Below are 17,966 nucleotides of genomic sequence, written 5' to 3' on the forward strand. Positions count from 1 at the left end.
AATTTAGTCGACTTGAAATGAAACCTGTAGGAGCCGTCTTGTTGGCGATTGTAGTGTGTCAGTCAAAAGATTCATCAACTGAAAGACCGCTTTCGCCAGCAAGCCGGCTCCTACAATGAATTTCGCCAGGCGGGATCAGGCCTTGGACTTGCTGATGATATTCCCCGCATGCAGCCCGCATTCTTTCTGCGTCGCCTCTTCCCACCACCAACGGCCTTCACGTTCATGCTGGTTCGGCAGCACCGGGCGGGTGCAGGGTTCGCAACCAATGCTGATGAAGCCGCGCTCGTGGAGGCTGTTGTACGGCAGTTCGAGCATGCGGATGTAGCCCCAGATCTCTTCGCTGGTCATCTGCGCCAGCGGGTTGAATTTGTAGAGGGTGCGTTCCGGGGTGGAAAACGCGGTGTCGATCTCCATCACCGCGACGGCGCTGCGGGTGCCCGGGCTCTGGTCCCGGCGCTGGCCGGTGGCCCAGGCGCTCACGCCCGACAGCTTGCGGCGCAGCGGTTCGATCTTGCGGATGCCGCAGCACTCGCCATGGCCGTCCTTGTAGAAACTGAACAGGCCTTTTTCCTTCACGAACGGTTCCAGTTTCGTGTAGTCCGGGGATACAAGCTCGATGTCGATCTTGTAGTGCTCGCGCACCTGATCGATGAAACGGTAGGTCTCCGGGTGCAAGCGGCCGGTGTCGAGACTGAACACTTTGACGTTCTTGTTCAGCTTCCAGGCCATGTCCACGAGCACCACGTCTTCGGCGCCGCTGAAAGATATCCACAGGTCATCGCCAAACTCGGCAAACGCGAGTTTCAGGATGTCCTGGGCGGATTTGTTGGCATAGGTCGTGGCGAGTTCCACGACATCGAACGATGGGCTCATCAGGGCGGCTTCCTACAGGTCGGTGGCGCTGGGCGCTCTATATAGGGCTGATGGTAACAAAATCCTGCAGCGGCGGGCGCGCCCTGTGCGTTGCGCGGGGCAGCCTGAGTCGCTAGAGTTCGGCAGTCCTTTTACTCGCTCGACTCAATAATCAATACAAATGGGAGTGTCTTGTGGAAATTGCCTGTCTGGATCTCGAAGGTGTGCTGGTCCCGGAAATCTGGATCGCGTTCGCTGAAAAAACCGGTATTGAATCCCTGAGGGCGACCACTCGGGACATTCCCGACTACGACGTGCTGATGAAGCAGCGCCTGCGGATTCTCGACGAGCACGGCTTGAAACTCACTGATATTCAGGAAGTGATCGCCACGCTGAAGCCGCTGGACGGTGCCATCGAGTTCGTCAACTGGCTGCGTGAGCGGTTTCAGGTGGTGATTCTGTCGGACACGTTCTACGAGTTTTCCCAGCCGCTGATGCGTCAACTGGGCTTCCCGACACTGCTGTGCCATCGCCTGATTACCGACGATTCGGGACGGGTGACGAGCTATCAGTTGCGTCAGAAAGATCCGAAGCGCCAGTCGGTTCTGGCGTTCAAGAGCCTTTACTACCGGGTGATTGCGGCAGGGGATTCCTACAACGACACCACGATGCTGGGTGAGGCGGATGCGGGGATTCTGTTCCATGCGCCGGATAATGTGATTCGCGAGTTTCCGCAATTCCCGGCGGTACATACTTTTGAGGACTTGAAGCAGGAGTTCATCAAGGCTTCCAACCGCGCCCTAAGTCTGTAAGAACAACCTGTGGCGAGGGAGCTTGTCGGATCGCCGCACCGTCCCGCTCGGCTGCGCAGCAGTCGCAAAGATTTTGGGGGCGCTTCGCACCCCGGCGGGCGCAAGCTCCCTCGCCACAAAAGCCCGGAATCAAAGGTTTTGCAGGGTATCGAGCAGGACCTTAACCTTGGTAATCGACTCCTGATATTCGGCCTGCCACTCCGAGTCCGCGACAATCCCGCCGCCGCCCCAGCAGCACACCTGCCCATCCTTGACCAGCAAGCTGCGAATCGCGATGGAGCTGTCCATCTCGCCGCGCACATCCAGATACAGCAACGAACCGCAATACAACCCACGTCGGGTCGGCTCCAGCTCGTCGATAATCTGCATGGCACGAATCTTCGGTGCACCGGTGATCGATCCGCCCGGGAAACTGCCGGCGATCAGGTCCAGGGCATCCCGGTCATCCGCCAGTTCGCCGGTCACGCTGCTCACCAGGTGATGCACATTCGGATAGCTTTCCAGACTGAACAACTCCGGCACCCGCACCGAGCCGATGCGGCAGGTGCGGCCGAGGTCGTTGCGCAGCAGGTCGACGATCATCAGGTTCTCCGCACGGTCCTTGGGACTGGCCAGCAGTTCGGCGGCGTTCGCAGCGTCTTCGGCAGCCGTCAGGCCGCGCGGGCGGGTGCCTTTGATCGGGCGGGTTTCCACATGACGTTCACTGACTTTGACGAAGCGCTCAGGGGACAGGCTCAACACCGCGCCGCCGTCGGGCAAGCTCTGGAAACCGGAAAACGGTGTCGGGCACGCGGCCCGCAGCGCGACATACGCGGCCCACGGATCACCCACACATTGCGCACGAAAGCGCTGGGCGAAGTTGACCTGGTAGCAATCGCCGGCCTGGATGTACTGCTGAATGCGCTCAAGCGCTTGGCGATACTCGTCAGCGCTCAGGTCGGCTTTCATCGGGGCTTTCAATTTGAACGGCTCGATCGGTTCAACCGCAGGCTGACTGAACAAGGCGATCAGGCGCTGGCGCTCGCTGTCGATCAGTGTCGGGTGGAACACCAATTGACTGGTGGCCAGGTGGTGATCGCTGATCAATGCCCAGTCGTACAGCCCGAAACGCGCATCCGGCAATTGCAGGTCGTCCTGCGCCTGGCTCGGCAGGTGTTCAAGATGCCGTCCGAAGTCATAACTCAGATAACCGATCAGGCCGCCGGCGAACGGCAGTTCATCGGGAACCGCTGCTTCACCCAGTCGTGCCAGATGGTCGCGAAGGCGTTGCAGGAAATCGCTGCCACTTTCGTCAGGCAATACCGCTATTTGCTCCAGCGGCCAGGCGCTGAGCAGGTCATAACGCCCGCGATCAGCGGTGGGCCGGCCGCTGTCGAGCAGCACGGCACCGGGAGCAAGACGAATCGCCGCGAAGTAGTCGGCGGGGTTGGCGCGATAGGGCAGCGGGTGTACGGAACAGGTCAACATGGGCGGGGCAGATCAGCCATCGAGGCGGGGGGGCGATTGTAGTCCTCTGCAGGATTTGCTCCTAGAGGGGATGTCGGGGATTGGTAGATTGGGGGCAGAGTTGAGAGGTTTGGTGCTGCTAGTCAGTCTTCGCGGGCAAGCCCGCTCCCACAAGTTTTGCACAATCCCTGTGGGAGCGGGCTTGCCCGCGATGGCAGCAACTCAGTATCGGATCAACCCTCAACCGCAGGAATATGCCCAAACATCTCCTGGACAAACTCAACCCGCTCCTGAACCGTCTCAACAACCCCGCGAGCCTTCAACTCTTCCAACCGCGCTTCAACCGCATGGGTGCGCAGCGTCAGGCCGCAATCGTTGGCAATCTGGATATTCAACCCGGGCCGGGCATTAAGCTCAAGAATCAGCGGGCCCTTTTCCTGGTCGAGCACCATGTCGACACCGATGTAGCCCAGCCCGCACAGCTCATAACAACCGGCAGCGAGTTTCATGAAACCGTCCCAGTAGGGCAGTTGCACGCCGTCCACCGCGTTGGTGGTGTCCGGGTGTTTGGTGATGATGTTGTTCAGCCAGGTGCCGCGCAATGTCTGCCCGGTCGCGAGGTCGACGCCGACGCCGATGGCGCCCTGGTGCAGGTTGGCCTTGCCGCCGGACTGGCGCGTCGGCAGGCGCAACATCGCCATCACCGGGTAGCCCATCAACACGATGATGCGAATGTCCGGGACGCCTTCGTAGCTGATGCTTTTGAAGATCTGGTCCGGGATCACGCGGTATTCGATCAGTGCGCGGTCACGGTGGCCGCCCAGGGAATACAGGCCGGTGAGGATGCTGGAGACATGGTGCTCGATCTCCTCATGACTGATGATCTTGCCGGACACCGTGCGATAACGGCCCTCGAAACGGTCGGCAACCACAATGATGCCGTCGCCGCCCGCACCCTGGGCCGGTTTGATCACGAAGTCGGTGCGCCCGTCGATGATCTTGTCGAGGTTATCGATTTCCTTCTCGGTGGAGATCACGCCGTACAGCTCCGGCACATGAATGCCGGCGGCGATCGCGCGTTCCTTGGTGATGATCTTGTCATCGACAATCGGGTACAGGCTGCGCTTGTTGTACTTGAGCACGTAGTCCGCGTTACGCCGATTGATCCCCATGATGCCCCGGGCTTCCAGGGCCTTCCAGGTCTTCCAGAAGCCGAACATCAGGCGTCAGCCTTCTTCAGGAAAGCCTTGAAACGCACCAGTTCGGTCAGGCGGTAACCGCGATAACGACCCATCGCCAGCATGAAGCCCACCAGAATCAGCAGGATTGCCGGGAAGGTGAACACGAAGTACACCAGCTCCGGCACGCTCATGATCAGGTGCGCCAGGGAGGCGGCAAACAGCGTACCGATTGCCACTTTCATTGCATGGCCGGAACCGCGTTCTTCCCAGGTAATCGACAGGCGTTCGATGGTCATGGTCAGAATCACCATCGGGAACAGCGCCACCGACAGCCCGCGTTCCAGGCCAAGTTTATGGCTGAACAGGCTGATCGCCGCGATCAGCACCACCACAAAGGTCAGCACCACCGACAGCCTCGGCAGCATCTGCAACTTCAAGTGTTCAAGGTAGGAGCGCAGCGAAAGTCCCAGCGCCGTGATGATCGTGAACAGCACGATGCCGAAGCCGAGCTGGGTTTCGCGGAAGGCGAGGGCGATCAGCACCGGGGTAAAGGTGCCGAGGGTCTGCAAGCCGATCAGGTTACGCAGGATCAGGATCACCAGCACGCCGATGGGGATCATCACCATGATCATGAAGGTCTGCTGGGTTTGCAGCGGCAAACCGTACAGCGAGTATTCGAGGAAGTTGGCGTCGGTGTTTTCGTCGGTCAGCTTGGCCAGGCGAATCGCGTTCATTTCGCTGTTGTTCAGGCTGAACGTCACGTTGGCTTTCTTGCCGCCATCGACGGTGATCAGGTTTTCGTCGCCGGTCCACCACAGCAGGCGGTCGGTCGGCAGGCCTTGTTCGCCGGTTTCCGGGTTGAAGTACAGCCAGTCGGTGCCGTTGAAGCTGCGCAGCCAGAGTTCCGGTGTTTGCGGCTGGTCGGCCACCAGACGAATGGTGTGGACCTTTTCCACCGGCACGTGGGCGATGGACAGCACCAGCTCGACGATTTTCGCCTTGTGCCCGGGGGACGGATCGCCGCCCAGCAACAGCTTCACATTGTCGTCGTTGAGATTGTTGACACGCTTGATGGCTTCGCCGATGAAGGTTTCGACGTCGGCCGAGTGTTGGCGGATCGGCGCGAGCAGGGCTTCGGCGGCGATTTTTTCTGCGCCTTCGACGGCGATGCTGTCGCGGAAGGTCGGGCCCTTGACCTTGGATTTTTCGCCGGTGTAGCGCTTGGTCAGCACCAGACGGTAATAAAGGGTCTGATTGCCCTTGGCCCGGCGCGCCGACCAGGTGACCTTGCGGTTGCCGTCGACGCGGTTCACGGCCACGCCGTAGTTATTGGAAATGAAGCTCTCGTTGAGGCTGACGTAATCGCGGCTCAGCGGCGGCACGAACATCTGGATCTTGACCGGGTCTTTGGCACTGGCGACGAACTCGACCTTGGCGTCGATGTTCCACAAGTCGTCGGTGGCGTCCTCGGTCACGGGAATACCGAGCACGAAAATCTGATAGGCCGTAACTGAAATGCCCAGCACCACCAGGATGGCGATCAGCAGTTTCAGATGGAGGGTAAGAGAGCGCATTGGAATTACTCTGCGGTATGTGCGTCGGTGGCGCAGGCGGGTTTGCCAGCAGCGTATTTAAGACTGGGGTCGACCAGCGCGTCGAAGCGTTTCAGCGCTTCGGAGCCGATCAAGAGCGGATATTGGAAGGCACTACGGTCAGTTAGGTTCACTTCGATGCTGCGTAAAGCCGAACCCATGCAGATATCCAGCTCGATCACCGGACGGGCGGTGTACTTCTTGCCTTCATCCGGGTCGTAGTCGCCGGCACGACGCTTGATCTTGCTGACGCGGGCCAGAGGCCGTTCGATGGGGTGCGAATGCGCGGCGTCGATGGCCAGATAGAAGCGCACCCAGGACTCGCCATTGCGTTTGAAACGTTTGATGTCGCGAGCACTCAGGGACGCTGTTTTCGCCCCAGTGTCGAGTTTGGCGGCGACTTCAAGGTTAATGCCGTCCAGGGACGCGTACTCGTTGAGGCCGTACACGGTCTTTTCCCCCGCCACGGCGAAACCGGGCAGGCAAAGAATATAAAGGAATGTCGGGAAGGGCTTGAGTCTCATAAATCCTGGTGCGCAGCGGTCCGTACTTCGATTCAAGGCCCTGGCATCGCTGCGCAAGCTCCCTCGTATGCCTATCAACTATTTATGACAAGCAGTGCAGATGTCACAAACAAATGCGGGCGGCATTCTAGCACGGTGGGTTGATGGCGCCAGCGCTGGCGGGGGGCTATAAACAGAGGGGCTGCTTCGTTGTGGTGCAGTCGGTTATTAGACGATTGTCGACAATACCTATTTATCCTTTGACTGTTGCGCCTGTATTCGCTAGTTTTTGCGGCATTGGCTTTCAAGGTGTCGACAATATGCTGGATCAACTCGATCCCCCGGTGGTTACGCAAGACGAGTCGGAGACGCTTTCCGAAAACGTCTTCCGCCGCATTCAGGCGGCCATCGTCAAAGGCGAGATCGCGCCGGGCAGCAAGATCTCCGAGCCGGAGCTGGCCCGCACCTATGGCATCAGCCGCGGACCGCTGCGCGAGGCGATCCATCGCCTGGAAGGCCAGCGTTTGCTGGTTCGCGTGCCGCACGTCGGGGCGCGGGTGGTTTCGTTGAGCCATGCCGAGCTGCTGGAACTCTACGAAATTCGCGAATCCCTCGAAGGCATGGCCTGTCGTCTGGCGGCCGAGCGCATGACTGTCGAAGAAATCGACGAACTGCGCCGGGTCCTCGAAACCCACGAGCGCGATGAGGCGTTTCAGGCCGGCGTTGGCTATTACCAGCAGGAAGGCGACTTCGACTTCCACTACCGGATCATCCAGGGCAGCGGCAACCGCACCCTGACGCAAATGCTCTGCGGCGAGCTCTATCAGCTGGTGCGCATGTACCGCATCCAGTTTTCCACCACACCCAATCGCCCGCACCAGGCCTTTGCCGAACACCACCGAATTCTCGACGCCATCGCCGACCGTGACGGTGAGCTAGCCGAGTTGTTGATGCGCCGTCACATCGGCGCCTCCAAACGCAATATCGCCCGTCACTACCAGGACGGCGCTAACCAGACAGCCACTGAACGAGGTGAGTCATGAGTTCCAACAAGAGCACTCCAGGCCAGCGTTTCCGCGATGCGGTCGCCAGCGAACATCCGCTGCAAGTGGTCGGCGCGATCAACGCCAACCACGCGCTGCTGGCCAAGCGCGCCGGTTTCAAGGCTATTTACCTGTCGGGTGGCGGGGTGGCTGCCGGCTCCCTCGGCGTGCCGGACCTGGGCATCACCGGCCTGGATGACGTGCTGACCGATGTGCGTCGCATTACCGACGTTTGCGACCTGCCGCTGCTGGTGGACGTGGACACCGGTTTCGGTTCCTCGGCGTTCAACGTCGCGCGCACCGTCAAGTCGATGATCAAGTTCGGCGCGGCGGCGATTCACATCGAAGACCAGGTTGGCGCCAAGCGCTGCGGTCACCGTCCTAATAAAGAGATCGTGTCGCTGCAGGAAATGGTCGACCGGATCAAGGCCGCCGTCGATGCACGCACCGATGACAGCTTCGTGATCATGGCTCGCACCGACGCCCTCGCAGTGGAAGGTCTGGAATCTGCTTTGGATCGCGCTGCCGCGTGCATCGAGGCCGGCGCCGACATGATCTTCCCGGAAGCCATCACCGAACTGGACATGTACAAGCTGTTCGCCAGCCGCGTGAAAGCGCCGATCCTGGCCAACATCACCGAATTCGGCGCGACGCCGCTGTACACCACCGAGCAACTCGCCGCTGCCGACGTGTCACTGGTGCTGTACCCGCTGTCCGCTTTCCGCGCCATGAACAAGGCGGCGGAAAACGTCTACACCGCAATCCGCCGCGACGGCACGCAACAGAACGTCATCGACACCATGCAGACCCGCATGGAGCTTTACGATCGCATCGACTACCACACCTTCGAGCAGAAGCTCGATGCGTTGTTCGCCGCGAAGAAGTAAAGGTTTATGTAGCAGCTGCCGAGCATCGCGAGGCTGCGTTCGAGGCCGAAGGACTCGCCAGGCCAAGCCAGGCGATCGCGTGCAGGTTTACCACTGCTTCGTCCGAACGCGGCCCGAACCGAACGCAGCCTCGCGATGCTTGGCAGCTGCTACAGAATCAAGATAACCGTGTAGAAATTGCAGGTTCCCTAACAAATTCAAAAACTGGAGACAGCAATGGCCGAAGCAAAAGTACTCAGTGGCGCCGGGCTCCGTGGCCAGGTTGCCGGGCAAACCGCTCTGTCCACCGTGGGCCAATCGGGCGCCGGCCTGACCTATCGCGGCTACGACGTTCGCGAACTGGCGGCTGACGCACAATTCGAAGAAGTCGCCTACCTGCTGCTTTACGGCGAACTGCCGACCAAGGCACAACTCGCTGCTTACATCAGCAAACTGGGCAAGCTGCGCGACCTGCCGCAAGCGCTGAAAGAAGTGCTGGAACGCATCCCCGCCGACGCCCACCCGATGGACGTGATGCGCACCGGTTGCTCGTTCCTGGGCAACATCGAACCGGAGAAAGACTTCTCCGAACAACACGACGTGACCGACCGCCTGCTGGCCGCGTTCCCGGCGATCATGTGCTACTGGTATCGCTTCAGCCATGACGGCAAACGCATCAGCTGTGTGAGCGACGAGCAATCCATCGGCGGCCACTTCCTGCACCTGCTGCACGACAAGAAGCCGAGCGAATTGCACGTCAAAGTGATGAACGTTTCGCTGATCCTCTACGCGGAACACGAGTTCAACGCCTCGACCTTCACCGCACGGGTATGCGCCTCGACGCTGTCGGACATGTATTCCTGCGTCACGGCCGCCATCGGCTCGCTGCGTGGTCCGCTGCATGGCGGCGCCAACGAAGCGGCGATGGAAATGATCGAGCGCTTCAGCTCGCCGCAAGAGGCGGTCGAGGGCACCCTCGGCATGCTGGCGCGCAAGGACAAGATCATGGGCTTCGGTCACGCGATCTATAAGGACAACGATCCGCGCAACGAGGTGATCAAGGGCTGGTCGAAAAAACTCGCTGATGAAGTGGGCGATACCGTGCTGTTCCCGGTTTCCGAAGCCATCGACGCCACCATGTGGGAGCAGAAGAAACTGTTCCCGAACGCTGACTTCTACCATGCGTCGACGTACCACTTCATGGGCATTCCGACCAAGTTGTTCACACCGATCTTCGTCTGCTCGCGCCTGACCGGCTGGGCGGCCCATGTGTTCGAACAACGTGCCAACAACCGCATCATCCGCCCGAGCGCCGAGTACGTCGGCGTCGAACAGCGCAAGTTCGTGCCAATCGAACAACGCTGAATGGTGAAAGCCGACGCAGGGATTTGAAAGTAATGCAAATTCCTGTGGGAGCGGGCTTGCCCGCGATGACGGAGTCACATTCGACATAAATGTCGCCTGACCCACCGCAATCGCGGGCAAGCCCGCTCCCACAGGGGACGTGTTGAATTCAAACCGGATGTCTGGCCCCACCCTTTGAAACTACCGTGACCGAGTCCTGACGATGAACACTGAATTCCGTAAACCGCTGCCCGGCAGCCATCTGGATTACTTCGACGTCCGTGCGGCTGTCGAGGCCATCCAGCCTGGCGCCTACGACACTCTGCCGTACACCTCTCGCGTGCTGGCGGAAAACCTGGTGCGTCGCTGCGACCCGGCCACGCTCACCGAATCCCTGAAGCAATTCATCGAGCGCAAACGCGACCTCGACTTCCCGTGGTTCCCGGCTCGCGTGGTGTGCCACGACATCCTCGGCCAGACCGCGCTGGTCGACCTCGCCGGCCTGCGTGACGCCATCGCCCTGCAAGGTGGCGACCCGGCGCAAGTGAACCCGGTGGTGCCGACGCAGTTGATCGTCGACCACTCCCTGGCCGTCGAGCGCGGTGGCTTCGATCCAGAGGCGTTCGAGAAGAACCGCGCCATCGAAGACCGTCGCAACGAAGACCGTTTCCACTTCATCAACTGGACCAAAAAGGCCTTCAAGAACGTTGATGTGATTCCGCCAGGCAACGGGATCATGCACCAGATCAACCTGGAGAAAATGTCTCCGGTGATTCAGGTGCGTGACGGCGTGGCGTTCCCCGACACATGCGTCGGCACCGACAGCCACACCCCGCACGTTGATGCGCTGGGCGTGATTGCCATCGGTGTCGGTGGCCTGGAAGCTGAAAGCGTGATGCTCGGCCGCGCGTCGTGGATGCGTCTGCCAGAAAGCGTCGGCGTCGAATTGACGGGCAAGCTGCAACCGGGCATCACCGCCACCGACATGGTGCTGGCGTTGACCGAGTTCCTGCGCAAGCAAAAAGTCGTCGGTGCATGGCTGGAATTCTTCGGTGAAGGCGCCGCCGCGCTGACCCTCGGCGACCGCGCCACCATCTCCAACATGGCCCCGGAATACGGCGCCACGGCAGCGATGTTCTACATCGATCAGCAGACCATCGACTACCTCAAACTCACCGGCCGTGAAGACGAGCAAGTGCAGTTGGTCGAGAACTACGCCAAGCAAACCGGCCTGTGGGCTGACAGCTTGAAGAATGCACAATACGAGCGCGGCTTGACCTTCAACCTGTCCTCGGTGGTGCGCAACATGGCCGGCCCGAGCAACCCCCACGCCCGCGTCGCGACGTCAGATCTGGCCGCCCAAGGCATCTCCGGCCAGTGGACCGAAGTGCCGGGCCAGATGCCGGACGGCGCGGTGATCATCGCCGCGATCACCAGTTGCACCAACACCAGCAACCCGCGCAACGTCATCGCCGCCGGCCTGCTGGCACGCAATGCCAACAAGCTCGGGCTGACCCGCAAACCGTGGGTCAAATCGTCCCTGGCGCCGGGTTCGAAAACCGTGGCGCTGTACCTGGACGAAGCCGGCCTGACCACCGAACTGGAGCAGCTCGGTTTCGGCATCGTGGCCTTCGCTTGCACCACCTGCAACGGCATGTCCGGCGCGCTGGACCCGGTGATCCAGCAAGAGATCATCGACCGCGACCTGTACGCCACTGCGGTGCTGTCCGGTAACCGTAACTTCGACGGCCGGATTCACCCGTATGCCAAGAACGCCTTCCTTGCTTCGCCACCGTTGGTGGTCGCTTACGCCATCGCCGGCACCATCCGTTTCGACATCGAAAAAGATGTGCTGGGTGTGGTCGATGGCAAGGAAATCCGCCTGAAAGACATCTGGCCGAGCGACGAAGAAATCGACGCGGTGGTGAAAGCCTCGGTCAAGCCGGAGCAGTTCCGTCAGGTCTACATCCCGATGTTCGCCATCCACGAAGACACCGGCCCGAAAGTCACGCCGTTGTACGACTGGCGCGAGATGAGCACTTACATCCGCCGTCCGCCGTACTGGGAAGGCGCGCTGGCCGGGGCGCGTCCGCTCAAGGGCATGCGCCCGCTGGCGGTGCTGCCGGACAACATCACCACCGATCACCTGTCGCCGTCGAACGCGATCATGCTGGACAGCGCGGCAGGTGAATACCTGGCGAAAATGGGCTTGCCGGAAGAGGACTTCAACTCTTACGCGACCCACCGCGGTGATCACTTGACCGCGCAACGTGCAACCTTCGCCAACCCGAAACTGTTCAATGAAATGGTTCAGGAAAACGGCAAGGTCAAGCAGGGTTCTCTCGCTCGCGTCGAGCCGGAAGGCCAAGTGATGCGCATGTGGGAAGCCATCGAAACCTACATGGAACGCAAGCAGCCGCTGATCATCATCGCCGGCGCCGATTACGGTCAGGGTTCGTCCCGCGACTGGGCGGCCAAGGGCGTGCGTCTGGCCGGTGTCGAGGCGATTGCCGCTGAAGGCTTCGAGCGCATTCACCGCACCAATCTGGTGGGCATGGGCGTATTGCCGCTGGAATTCAAACCGGGCACCGACCGTCACACCCTGGCCATCGACGGCAGCGAAACCTACGACGTGATCGGTGAGCGCACGCCGCGCGCCGAGCTGACGCTGGTGATCAACCGCAAGAACGGCGAACGCGTCGAAGTGCCGGTGACCTGCCGCCTCGACACCGCTGAAGAAGTGTCGATCTACGAGGCGGGTGGCGTGTTGCAGCGCTTCGCGCAGGACTTCCTCGAAGAATCGGCGGTTGCCGTTTAACACGATGAGTTCGGGCGGGACCCGCGGTCCCGCTCGATCCTAAAAGGAACATCATGGCTCACGTACCTCAAATTAAAATCGCCGCCACCTACATGCGTGGTGGCACCAGCAAGGGCGTGTTTTTCAGCCTGAAAGACCTGCCCGAAGCGGCACAGGTTCCAGGCCCGGCGCGCGATGCCTTGTTGCTGCGCGTGATCGGCAGCCCCGACCCGTACGACAAGCAAATCGACGGCATGGGCGGCGCGACCTCCAGCACCAGCAAAACCGTGATCCTGTCGAAAAGCATCAAGGCCGATCACGACGTCGATTACCTGTTCGGTCAGGTGTCCATCGACAAGCCTTTCGTCGACTGGAGTGGCAACTGCGGCAACCTGTCGGCCGCTGTCGGTTCGTTCGCTATCAGCAACGGGCTGGTGGATGCCAGCCGCATTCCGCACAACGGTGTGGCGGTGGTTCGCGTGTGGCAGGCCAACATTGGCAAGACCATCATCGCCCACGTGCCGATCACCAACGGTGAAGTGCAGGAAACCGGTGATTTCGAACTCGACGGCGTGACCTTCCCGGCCGCTGAAGTGCAGGTCGAATTCATGGACCCGGCCGCGGAAGAAGAGGGGGGCGGCGGTTCGATGTTCCCCACCGGCAATCTGGTGGATGACCTGGAAGTACCCGGCGTCGGAACCTTCAAGGCGACCATGATCAATGCCGGCATCCCGACGATTTTCGTCAATGCCGAAGACATCGGCTACACCGGCACCGAGTTGCAGGGTGCGATCAACAGCGATCCGAAAGCGCTGCTGATGTTCGAGACCATCCGTGCTTATGGCGCGTTGCGCATGGGCTTGATCAAAGACCTGGACGAAGCCGCCAAGCGTCAGCACACGCCGAAGGTGGCCTTTGTCGCCAAGCCTGCGGACTACGTTGCTTCGAGTGGTAAAGCGATTGCGGCGGGTGATGTCGACTTGCTGGTGCGCGCGTTGTCGATGGGCAAATTGCACCACGCAATGATGGGCACGGCGGCGGTTGCCATCGGTACTGCTGCAGCGATTTCCGGGACGTTGGTCAACCTGGCGGCCGGTGGCATCGAACGTAATGCCGTGCGCTTCGGGCATCCGTCCGGCACCTTGCGGGTGGGCGCCGAGGCCAGCCAGGTGAACGGTGAATGGACCGTCAACAAAGCCATCATGAGCCGCAGTGCGCGGGTGTTGATGGAAGGCTTCGTGCGAGTGCCGGGCGATTCGTTCTGACACAAGTCCCGAGATAAACACTAAACCCTGTGGGAGCGGGCTTGCCCGCGATGAGGCCTTCACATTCGGCATCCAAGTTGGTGATACACCGCCATCGCGGGCAAGCCCGCTCCCACAGGACTGCGTTTCAATACTAAGCATGTTGTAACTAATCGAGATTGCCCTGAACCGAGGTCCCATCAACGAACCACTAACCGAGTGAATCGAACATGAGCGCCAACGTCGACCTGAACAACCGCCCCGACTACGACACCGTCCTGCAGGACATTGCCGATTACGTCCTCAACTTCAAAATCGAATCCAAAGAAGCGTTGGACACCGCCCGCAACTGCCTGATCGACACCCTCGGCTGCGGCCTGCTGGCCCTGCGCTTCCCCGAATGCACCAAACACCTGGGCCCTATCGTGGAAGGCACCATCGTCCCGTTCGGTGCACGCGTGCCAGGCACCCCATTCCGGCTCGATCCCGTCAAGGCGGCATGGGACATCGGCTGCATCGTGCGCTGGCTCGACTACAACGACACCTGGCTTGCCGCTGAATGGGGCCATCCGTCCGATAACCTCGGCGGCATTCTCGCCGTGGCCGATCACCTGTCGCAAAAGCGCCTGGCCAATGGCGATGCGCCGCTGACCGTTCGCGCGGTGCTCGAAGCCATGATCATGGCCCACGAGATTCAAGGCGTGATCGCACTGGAAAACTCCTTCAATCGGGTAGGGCTCGATCACGTCATCCTGGTGAAAGTCGCCTCGACCGCCGTCACCGCCAAACTCATGGGCGCCAATCGCGAGCAGTTGCTGTCAGCGTTGTCCCACGCCTTCGCCGACGGCCAGGCGCTGCGCACGTATCGGCATGCGCCGAATGCCGGGTCGCGCAAGTCCTGGGCGGCGGGCGATGCGTCCAGTCGCGGCGTGCGTCTGGCGGACATGGCGATGCGCGGCGAGATGGGGATTCCCGGCGTGCTGACGGCCAGACAGTGGGGCTTTTACGACGTGTTGTTCAGCCACACCAACAACGATCTGGCGCTCAAGCCCGAAGACAAACGCGCCTTCAGCTTCTCCCGCCCATACGGCACCTACGTGATGGAAAACGTGCTGTTCAAAATCAGTTTCCCCGCTGAATTCCACGCACAAACCGCCTGCGAAGCGGCAGTGACCCTGCATCCGCAGGTTCGAAATCGTCTGCATGAGATCGACAAAATCGTCATTACCACCCACGAATCGGCGATCCGCATCATTTCCAAGGTCGGCCCGTTGGCCAACGCGGCCGACCGCGACCACTGCATTCAATACATGACGGCGGTGCCGCTGGCCTTTGGCAATCTGGTCGCCGAGCAGTACGAAGACAGCTTCCACACGGCGCACCCGATCATCGATGTGTTGCGCGAAAAAATGGTCATCATCGAAGACCCGCAGTACACCCGCGAATACCTGGAGGCTGACAAGCGTTCCATTGCCAACGCGATCCAGGTGTTTTTCAAGGATGGGTCCAGCACCGAGAAGGTCGTGGTGGAATATCCGATCGGCCATCGCCGTCGCCGTACCGCTGGCATTCCGTTGCTGGAGGACAAGTTCAAGGCCAACCTGGCGACACGCTTTACCGCCCAGCGCAGTACGGAAATTTTTGCGTTGTGCAAGGATCAGGCAGCCCTTGAAGCGACACCGGTCAACCGCTTTATGGACCTGTTCGTCATCTGATCGCATGTACATAAACCTGGGGGAGCCACGGTTTGGCTCCTACAGGAAGGTGCTCAGCCCTTGAGCCATTTTTCGACGGGTAATTTGGTGACAGCAAACCCGGTCAGCAGCACCGCCGAATACCCCATCAACTCCCGGCTCAGACTTTGCCCTTCGTACCACGCGCCAATCACCACCGCGAACACCGGAAAAATAATGAACACAAACGACAGAATGATCGGGCTCAGTCGTTTGAGCAGCAAAAAGTAAACGATAAACCCGCCCACCGACGCCACCAGCCCCAGGTAGAGCAGGGCGCCCCACGAGCGCGTGGTGATGTCATCGAACACTGGCGCTTCAACGCTCAGCCCCGCCACAAACAGCATTAAACCCGCGAGGCCGATGGGCAGTGTGTTGTAAGTAATCACGCTGATCGCACTGCCTTGCTTCTTGGTGATCACGTAACACAGCGCATGCATGACCGCCGCCGCCAGAATCGCCAGCACCCCGAAGAATTCGGCCTGGTCCAGGTGCAGCCCCTGGCTGCGGATAATCATGAACAGACTGCCAAAACCGATGGCGATGCCCATCACTTGCGAGGGGTAGATTTTCTCCCGCAGAAACACGGCGGAAAACAGCAGGATGAACACCGGCATGCAGCTGAACAGCAGCGCGGTCAGGCCAGACGACACGTGCATCTCGCCGTAGTTGAGCAAGTAATACGGCAGGCTGAAATACGACAGCGTGACGAACACAAAAAACCAGCGGCTTTGCCGGGGAAACAGCAGCGGCTCGCGACGCAGCAGGGCGAAACTCAAAAACAGCGGAAAGGCGATCAGAAAACGTAGCCCGGCGGCGGTCAGCGGCGGCACACTTTTGACGGCAATCTTGATGCCCAGCCACGTCGTGCCCCAACTCAGGCAAACGATCAGGAACAGTACGCTGGTGACCAGTCCGGCCAGCCAGGGTTTTCGGATGCTGGAAGAGGCGCTGAGGGCCGTGAACATGATCGTGCTCCTTCGTCGTCGAAATTGACCCGGTTACCAAATGGGTCTATTCCTGATTGAACCGGTTTTAAGCACGCTATTCGGGATGGAAATGACTGTCAAAACAAGTATTGCAACGGTGTCAATTCTACGCGAAGGCCTGGCTCTGGGGCGCGGCGTGAAGTACAAACGCCTGGCCGAGGCCCTCGAAAAGAGCATCGGCGAAGGCTTGATCGAGCCCGGCAGCAAATTGCCGCCCCATCGTTTGTTGGCAGACAGCGTGGGCGTGACCATCGGCACTATCAGCCGTGCGTATGGCGAACTGGAGCGGGTAGGGTTGGTCGTGGCTCGTGTAGGAGATGGCACCTATGTGCGTCAGCGCGGGATGGAGCGGCCGCGGGATTCCGGCTTTCGCAATGTCAGCGACGAGCCACAGCCTTACTTCGATATGAGTCGGAATCAGCCGATTCCGGGGCAGGAAGGCGCTTTTCTCAGTCAAAGCCTGCAGACCCTCGCGAGCGATCCGCACACCTTGCAGATGATCAGCGGTTACACGGCCGATGCCGGATTACCCCGCCATCGTGCGGCAGGTGCCCATTGGCTTCGGCATCAGGCGTTCGTACCGAGCGCCGAGCAGGTCATTTGCGTCAATGGCGGCCAGCACGGCTTGCTCTGCGTGTTGATGGCGTTGCTCAAGCCCGGCGACACGCTGGTCACCGAGCAGTTGACTTACCCCGGGCTGATCAGCGTCGCCCGCATGCTCGGCATAAAGCTGATCGGCGTCGGGATGGATGACGAGGGATTGCTGCCCGACGCGTTGTCGGAGATTTGCCAACATCATCGGGTATCTGCGGTGTATTGCACGCCGACCATCCAGAATCCTACCGCGGCGGTGATGTCTGTCCCACGACGTGAGGCGATTGCCGAGGTCTGTCGCCAACATAATCTGCTGATCATCGAGGACGAAGCCCACGCCGTGCTGGCGCAGCAGCGTCCGTTGCCCTTGAGTCACTTTGCCCCGGAGCGTTCGGTGTTGATCGGCAGCTTGAGCAAAGCGGTTTCGGCGGGTTTGCGTGCGGGTTATCTGCACGCGCCGCAACCGTTGATCGGACGGCTGAGCGCAGCGGTGCGCGGGACGTGCTGGATGGCGAATCCGCTGTCGATGGAGCTGGCGACGGCGTGGATCGAAAACGGTATCGCCGAGCAGTTGCTGAGGCAGCAGATTGCTGAAATCAGTCGCCGCAAGCGTTTGGTCAGCCCAATGTTAGAAGAGGTCGGATACAAGACTCATCCCCACAGCCCACACTTCTGGATCGAAGTGCCCGAGCCGTGGCGGGCGTCGCAGATTGCGGCGGAGCTCAAACAGAACAATTACCTGGTGGCCACCGCCGAGGCGTTTGCGGTCGGGCATGGGGCGGTGCCGCAGTTCATCAGGGCGAGTGTGTGTAATTCGGCGGGGGATGATCGGTTGTTGCTGGAAGGGTTTGAAGCGTTGGTGGGGGCGTTGAGGGAGACCGCGTGATCGTTCTTCGCGAGCAAGCCCGCTCCCACATATGACCGTGTTCCTCTGTCACGACTCGGTCGAATGTGGGAGCGGGCTTGC

The 17,966-nt window shown here is 60.4% G+C and carries 14 protein-coding genes; 8 read left to right on the forward strand and 6 right to left on the reverse strand.

What is annotated here, in order from left to right; all coding sequences use genetic code 11:
• Positions 1-135: 135 nt before the first annotated feature.
• The gene (locus K0F88_RS20705) at positions 136-876 is read right to left on the reverse strand and encodes a phosphoadenylyl-sulfate reductase (protein ID WP_010456562.1); all 741 of its coding nucleotides are present in this window, start codon (positions 874-876) and stop codon (positions 136-138) included.
• Between the two features lie 173 nt (positions 877-1,049).
• Here K0F88_RS20705 and thrH point away from each other — a divergent pair, with 173 nt between their 5' ends.
• Positions 1,050-1,667 (forward strand): bifunctional phosphoserine phosphatase/homoserine phosphotransferase ThrH, encoded by a 618-nt coding sequence (gene thrH, locus K0F88_RS20710; protein WP_033055708.1) that lies wholly within the window; start codon positions 1,050-1,052, stop codon positions 1,665-1,667.
• Positions 1,668-1,796: 129 nt separating this feature from the next.
• On the opposite strand, the gene pabB is transcribed toward thrH, so the two are convergent.
• The 4 genes from pabB to K0F88_RS20730 form a co-directional block, all read right to left on the reverse strand.
• Positions 1,797-3,134 (reverse strand): aminodeoxychorismate synthase component I, encoded by a 1,338-nt coding sequence (gene pabB, locus K0F88_RS20715; RefSeq protein WP_219096366.1) that lies wholly within the window; start codon positions 3,132-3,134, stop codon positions 1,797-1,799.
• A gap of 212 nt (positions 3,135-3,346) precedes the next feature.
• On the reverse strand, positions 3,347-4,333 hold the full coding sequence (locus tag K0F88_RS20720) for an alpha-L-glutamate ligase-like protein (RefSeq protein WP_219096367.1): 987 nt from the start codon (positions 4,331-4,333) through the stop codon (positions 3,347-3,349).
• Positions 4,333-5,868, reverse strand: a complete 1,536-nt coding sequence (locus K0F88_RS20725) for an inactive transglutaminase family protein (protein ID WP_219096368.1) — start codon at positions 5,866-5,868, stop codon at positions 4,333-4,335. The genes K0F88_RS20720 and K0F88_RS20725 overlap by 1 nt, the downstream gene beginning before the upstream one ends.
• 5 nt (positions 5,869-5,873) lie before the next feature.
• Positions 5,874-6,410 (reverse strand): ATP-dependent zinc protease, encoded by a 537-nt coding sequence (locus K0F88_RS20730; protein WP_219096369.1) that lies wholly within the window; start codon positions 6,408-6,410, stop codon positions 5,874-5,876.
• A gap of 299 nt (positions 6,411-6,709) precedes the next feature.
• Between K0F88_RS20730 and K0F88_RS20735 the strand changes: the two genes are divergently transcribed.
• The 6 genes from K0F88_RS20735 (at position 6,710) to prpD (ending at position 15,398) form a co-directional block, all read left to right on the forward strand.
• Positions 6,710-7,432 (forward strand): GntR family transcriptional regulator, encoded by a 723-nt coding sequence (locus tag K0F88_RS20735; protein ID WP_010456551.1) that lies wholly within the window; start codon positions 6,710-6,712, stop codon positions 7,430-7,432.
• Positions 7,429-8,319: a methylisocitrate lyase gene (gene prpB / locus K0F88_RS20740; RefSeq protein WP_008146328.1), complete on the forward strand. Its 891-nt coding sequence runs from the start codon at positions 7,429-7,431 to the stop codon at positions 8,317-8,319. The genes K0F88_RS20735 and prpB overlap by 4 nt, the downstream gene beginning before the upstream one ends.
• 216 nt (positions 8,320-8,535) lie before the next feature.
• Positions 8,536-9,663, forward strand: coding sequence for a 2-methylcitrate synthase (prpC, locus tag K0F88_RS20745; protein WP_219096370.1), 1,128 nt, complete (start codon positions 8,536-8,538; stop codon positions 9,661-9,663).
• Positions 9,664-9,865: 202 nt separating this feature from the next.
• Entirely contained in the window at positions 9,866-12,460 is a 2,595-nt protein-coding gene (acnD, locus tag K0F88_RS20750; RefSeq protein ID WP_219096371.1) for a Fe/S-dependent 2-methylisocitrate dehydratase AcnD, read from the forward strand.
• Between the two features lie 53 nt (positions 12,461-12,513).
• A complete protein-coding gene (gene prpF, locus K0F88_RS20755; RefSeq protein ID WP_219096372.1) occupies positions 12,514-13,704 on the forward strand; it encodes a 2-methylaconitate cis-trans isomerase PrpF in 1,191 nt (396 codons plus the stop codon).
• Between the two features lie 209 nt (positions 13,705-13,913).
• The gene (prpD, locus tag K0F88_RS20760; protein ID WP_219096373.1) at positions 13,914-15,398 is read left to right on the forward strand and encodes a 2-methylcitrate dehydratase; all 1,485 of its coding nucleotides are present in this window, start codon (positions 13,914-13,916) and stop codon (positions 15,396-15,398) included.
• A 53-nt stretch (positions 15,399-15,451) separates the two neighbouring features.
• Here the strand turns inward: prpD and K0F88_RS20765 are convergent, their stop codons facing one another.
• Positions 15,452-16,339, reverse strand: coding sequence for a DMT family transporter (locus K0F88_RS20765; RefSeq protein WP_219096462.1), 888 nt, complete (start codon positions 16,337-16,339; stop codon positions 15,452-15,454).
• Positions 16,340-16,475: 136 nt separating this feature from the next.
• Between K0F88_RS20765 and K0F88_RS20770 the strand changes: the two genes are divergently transcribed.
• Positions 16,476-17,885: a PLP-dependent aminotransferase family protein gene (locus K0F88_RS20770; protein ID WP_219096374.1), complete on the forward strand. Its 1,410-nt coding sequence runs from the start codon at positions 16,476-16,478 to the stop codon at positions 17,883-17,885.
• Positions 17,886-17,966 lie beyond the last annotated feature (81 nt).

It is taken from the genome of Pseudomonas sp. UMAB-40, from assembly GCF_900095275.1.
Taxonomy (GTDB): domain Bacteria; phylum Pseudomonadota; class Gammaproteobacteria; order Pseudomonadales; family Pseudomonadaceae; genus Aquipseudomonas; species Aquipseudomonas mandelii_B.

Bases quoted from the DNA above. Each gene is read 5' to 3' on its own strand.
- K0F88_RS20735 (WP_010456551.1), top strand. From the start codon at position 6,710: ATGCTGGATCAACTCGATCCCCCGGTGGTTACGCAAGACGAGTCGGAG.
- prpF (WP_219096372.1), top strand. From the start codon at position 12,514: ATGGCTCACGTACCTCAAATTAAAATCGCCGCCACCTACATGCGTGGT.
- K0F88_RS20770 (WP_219096374.1), top strand. From the start codon at position 16,476: ATGACTGTCAAAACAAGTATTGCAACGGTGTCAATTCTACGCGAAGGC.
- prpB (WP_008146328.1), top strand. From the start codon at position 7,429: ATGAGTTCCAACAAGAGCACTCCAGGCCAGCGTTTCCGCGATGCGGTC.
- prpD (WP_219096373.1), top strand. From the start codon at position 13,914: ATGAGCGCCAACGTCGACCTGAACAACCGCCCCGACTACGACACCGTC.
- pabB (WP_219096366.1), bottom strand. From the start codon at position 3,134: ATGTTGACCTGTTCCGTACACCCGCTGCCCTATCGCGCCAACCCCGCC.
- K0F88_RS20730 (WP_219096369.1), bottom strand. From the start codon at position 6,410: ATGAGACTCAAGCCCTTCCCGACATTCCTTTATATTCTTTGCCTGCCC.
- K0F88_RS20720 (WP_219096367.1), bottom strand. From the start codon at position 4,333: ATGTTCGGCTTCTGGAAGACCTGGAAGGCCCTGGAAGCCCGGGGCATC.
- acnD (WP_219096371.1), top strand. From the start codon at position 9,866: ATGAACACTGAATTCCGTAAACCGCTGCCCGGCAGCCATCTGGATTAC.
- K0F88_RS20705 (WP_010456562.1), bottom strand. From the start codon at position 876: ATGAGCCCATCGTTCGATGTCGTGGAACTCGCCACGACCTATGCCAAC.
- prpC (WP_219096370.1), top strand. From the start codon at position 8,536: ATGGCCGAAGCAAAAGTACTCAGTGGCGCCGGGCTCCGTGGCCAGGTT.
- K0F88_RS20725 (WP_219096368.1), bottom strand. From the start codon at position 5,868: ATGCGCTCTCTTACCCTCCATCTGAAACTGCTGATCGCCATCCTGGTG.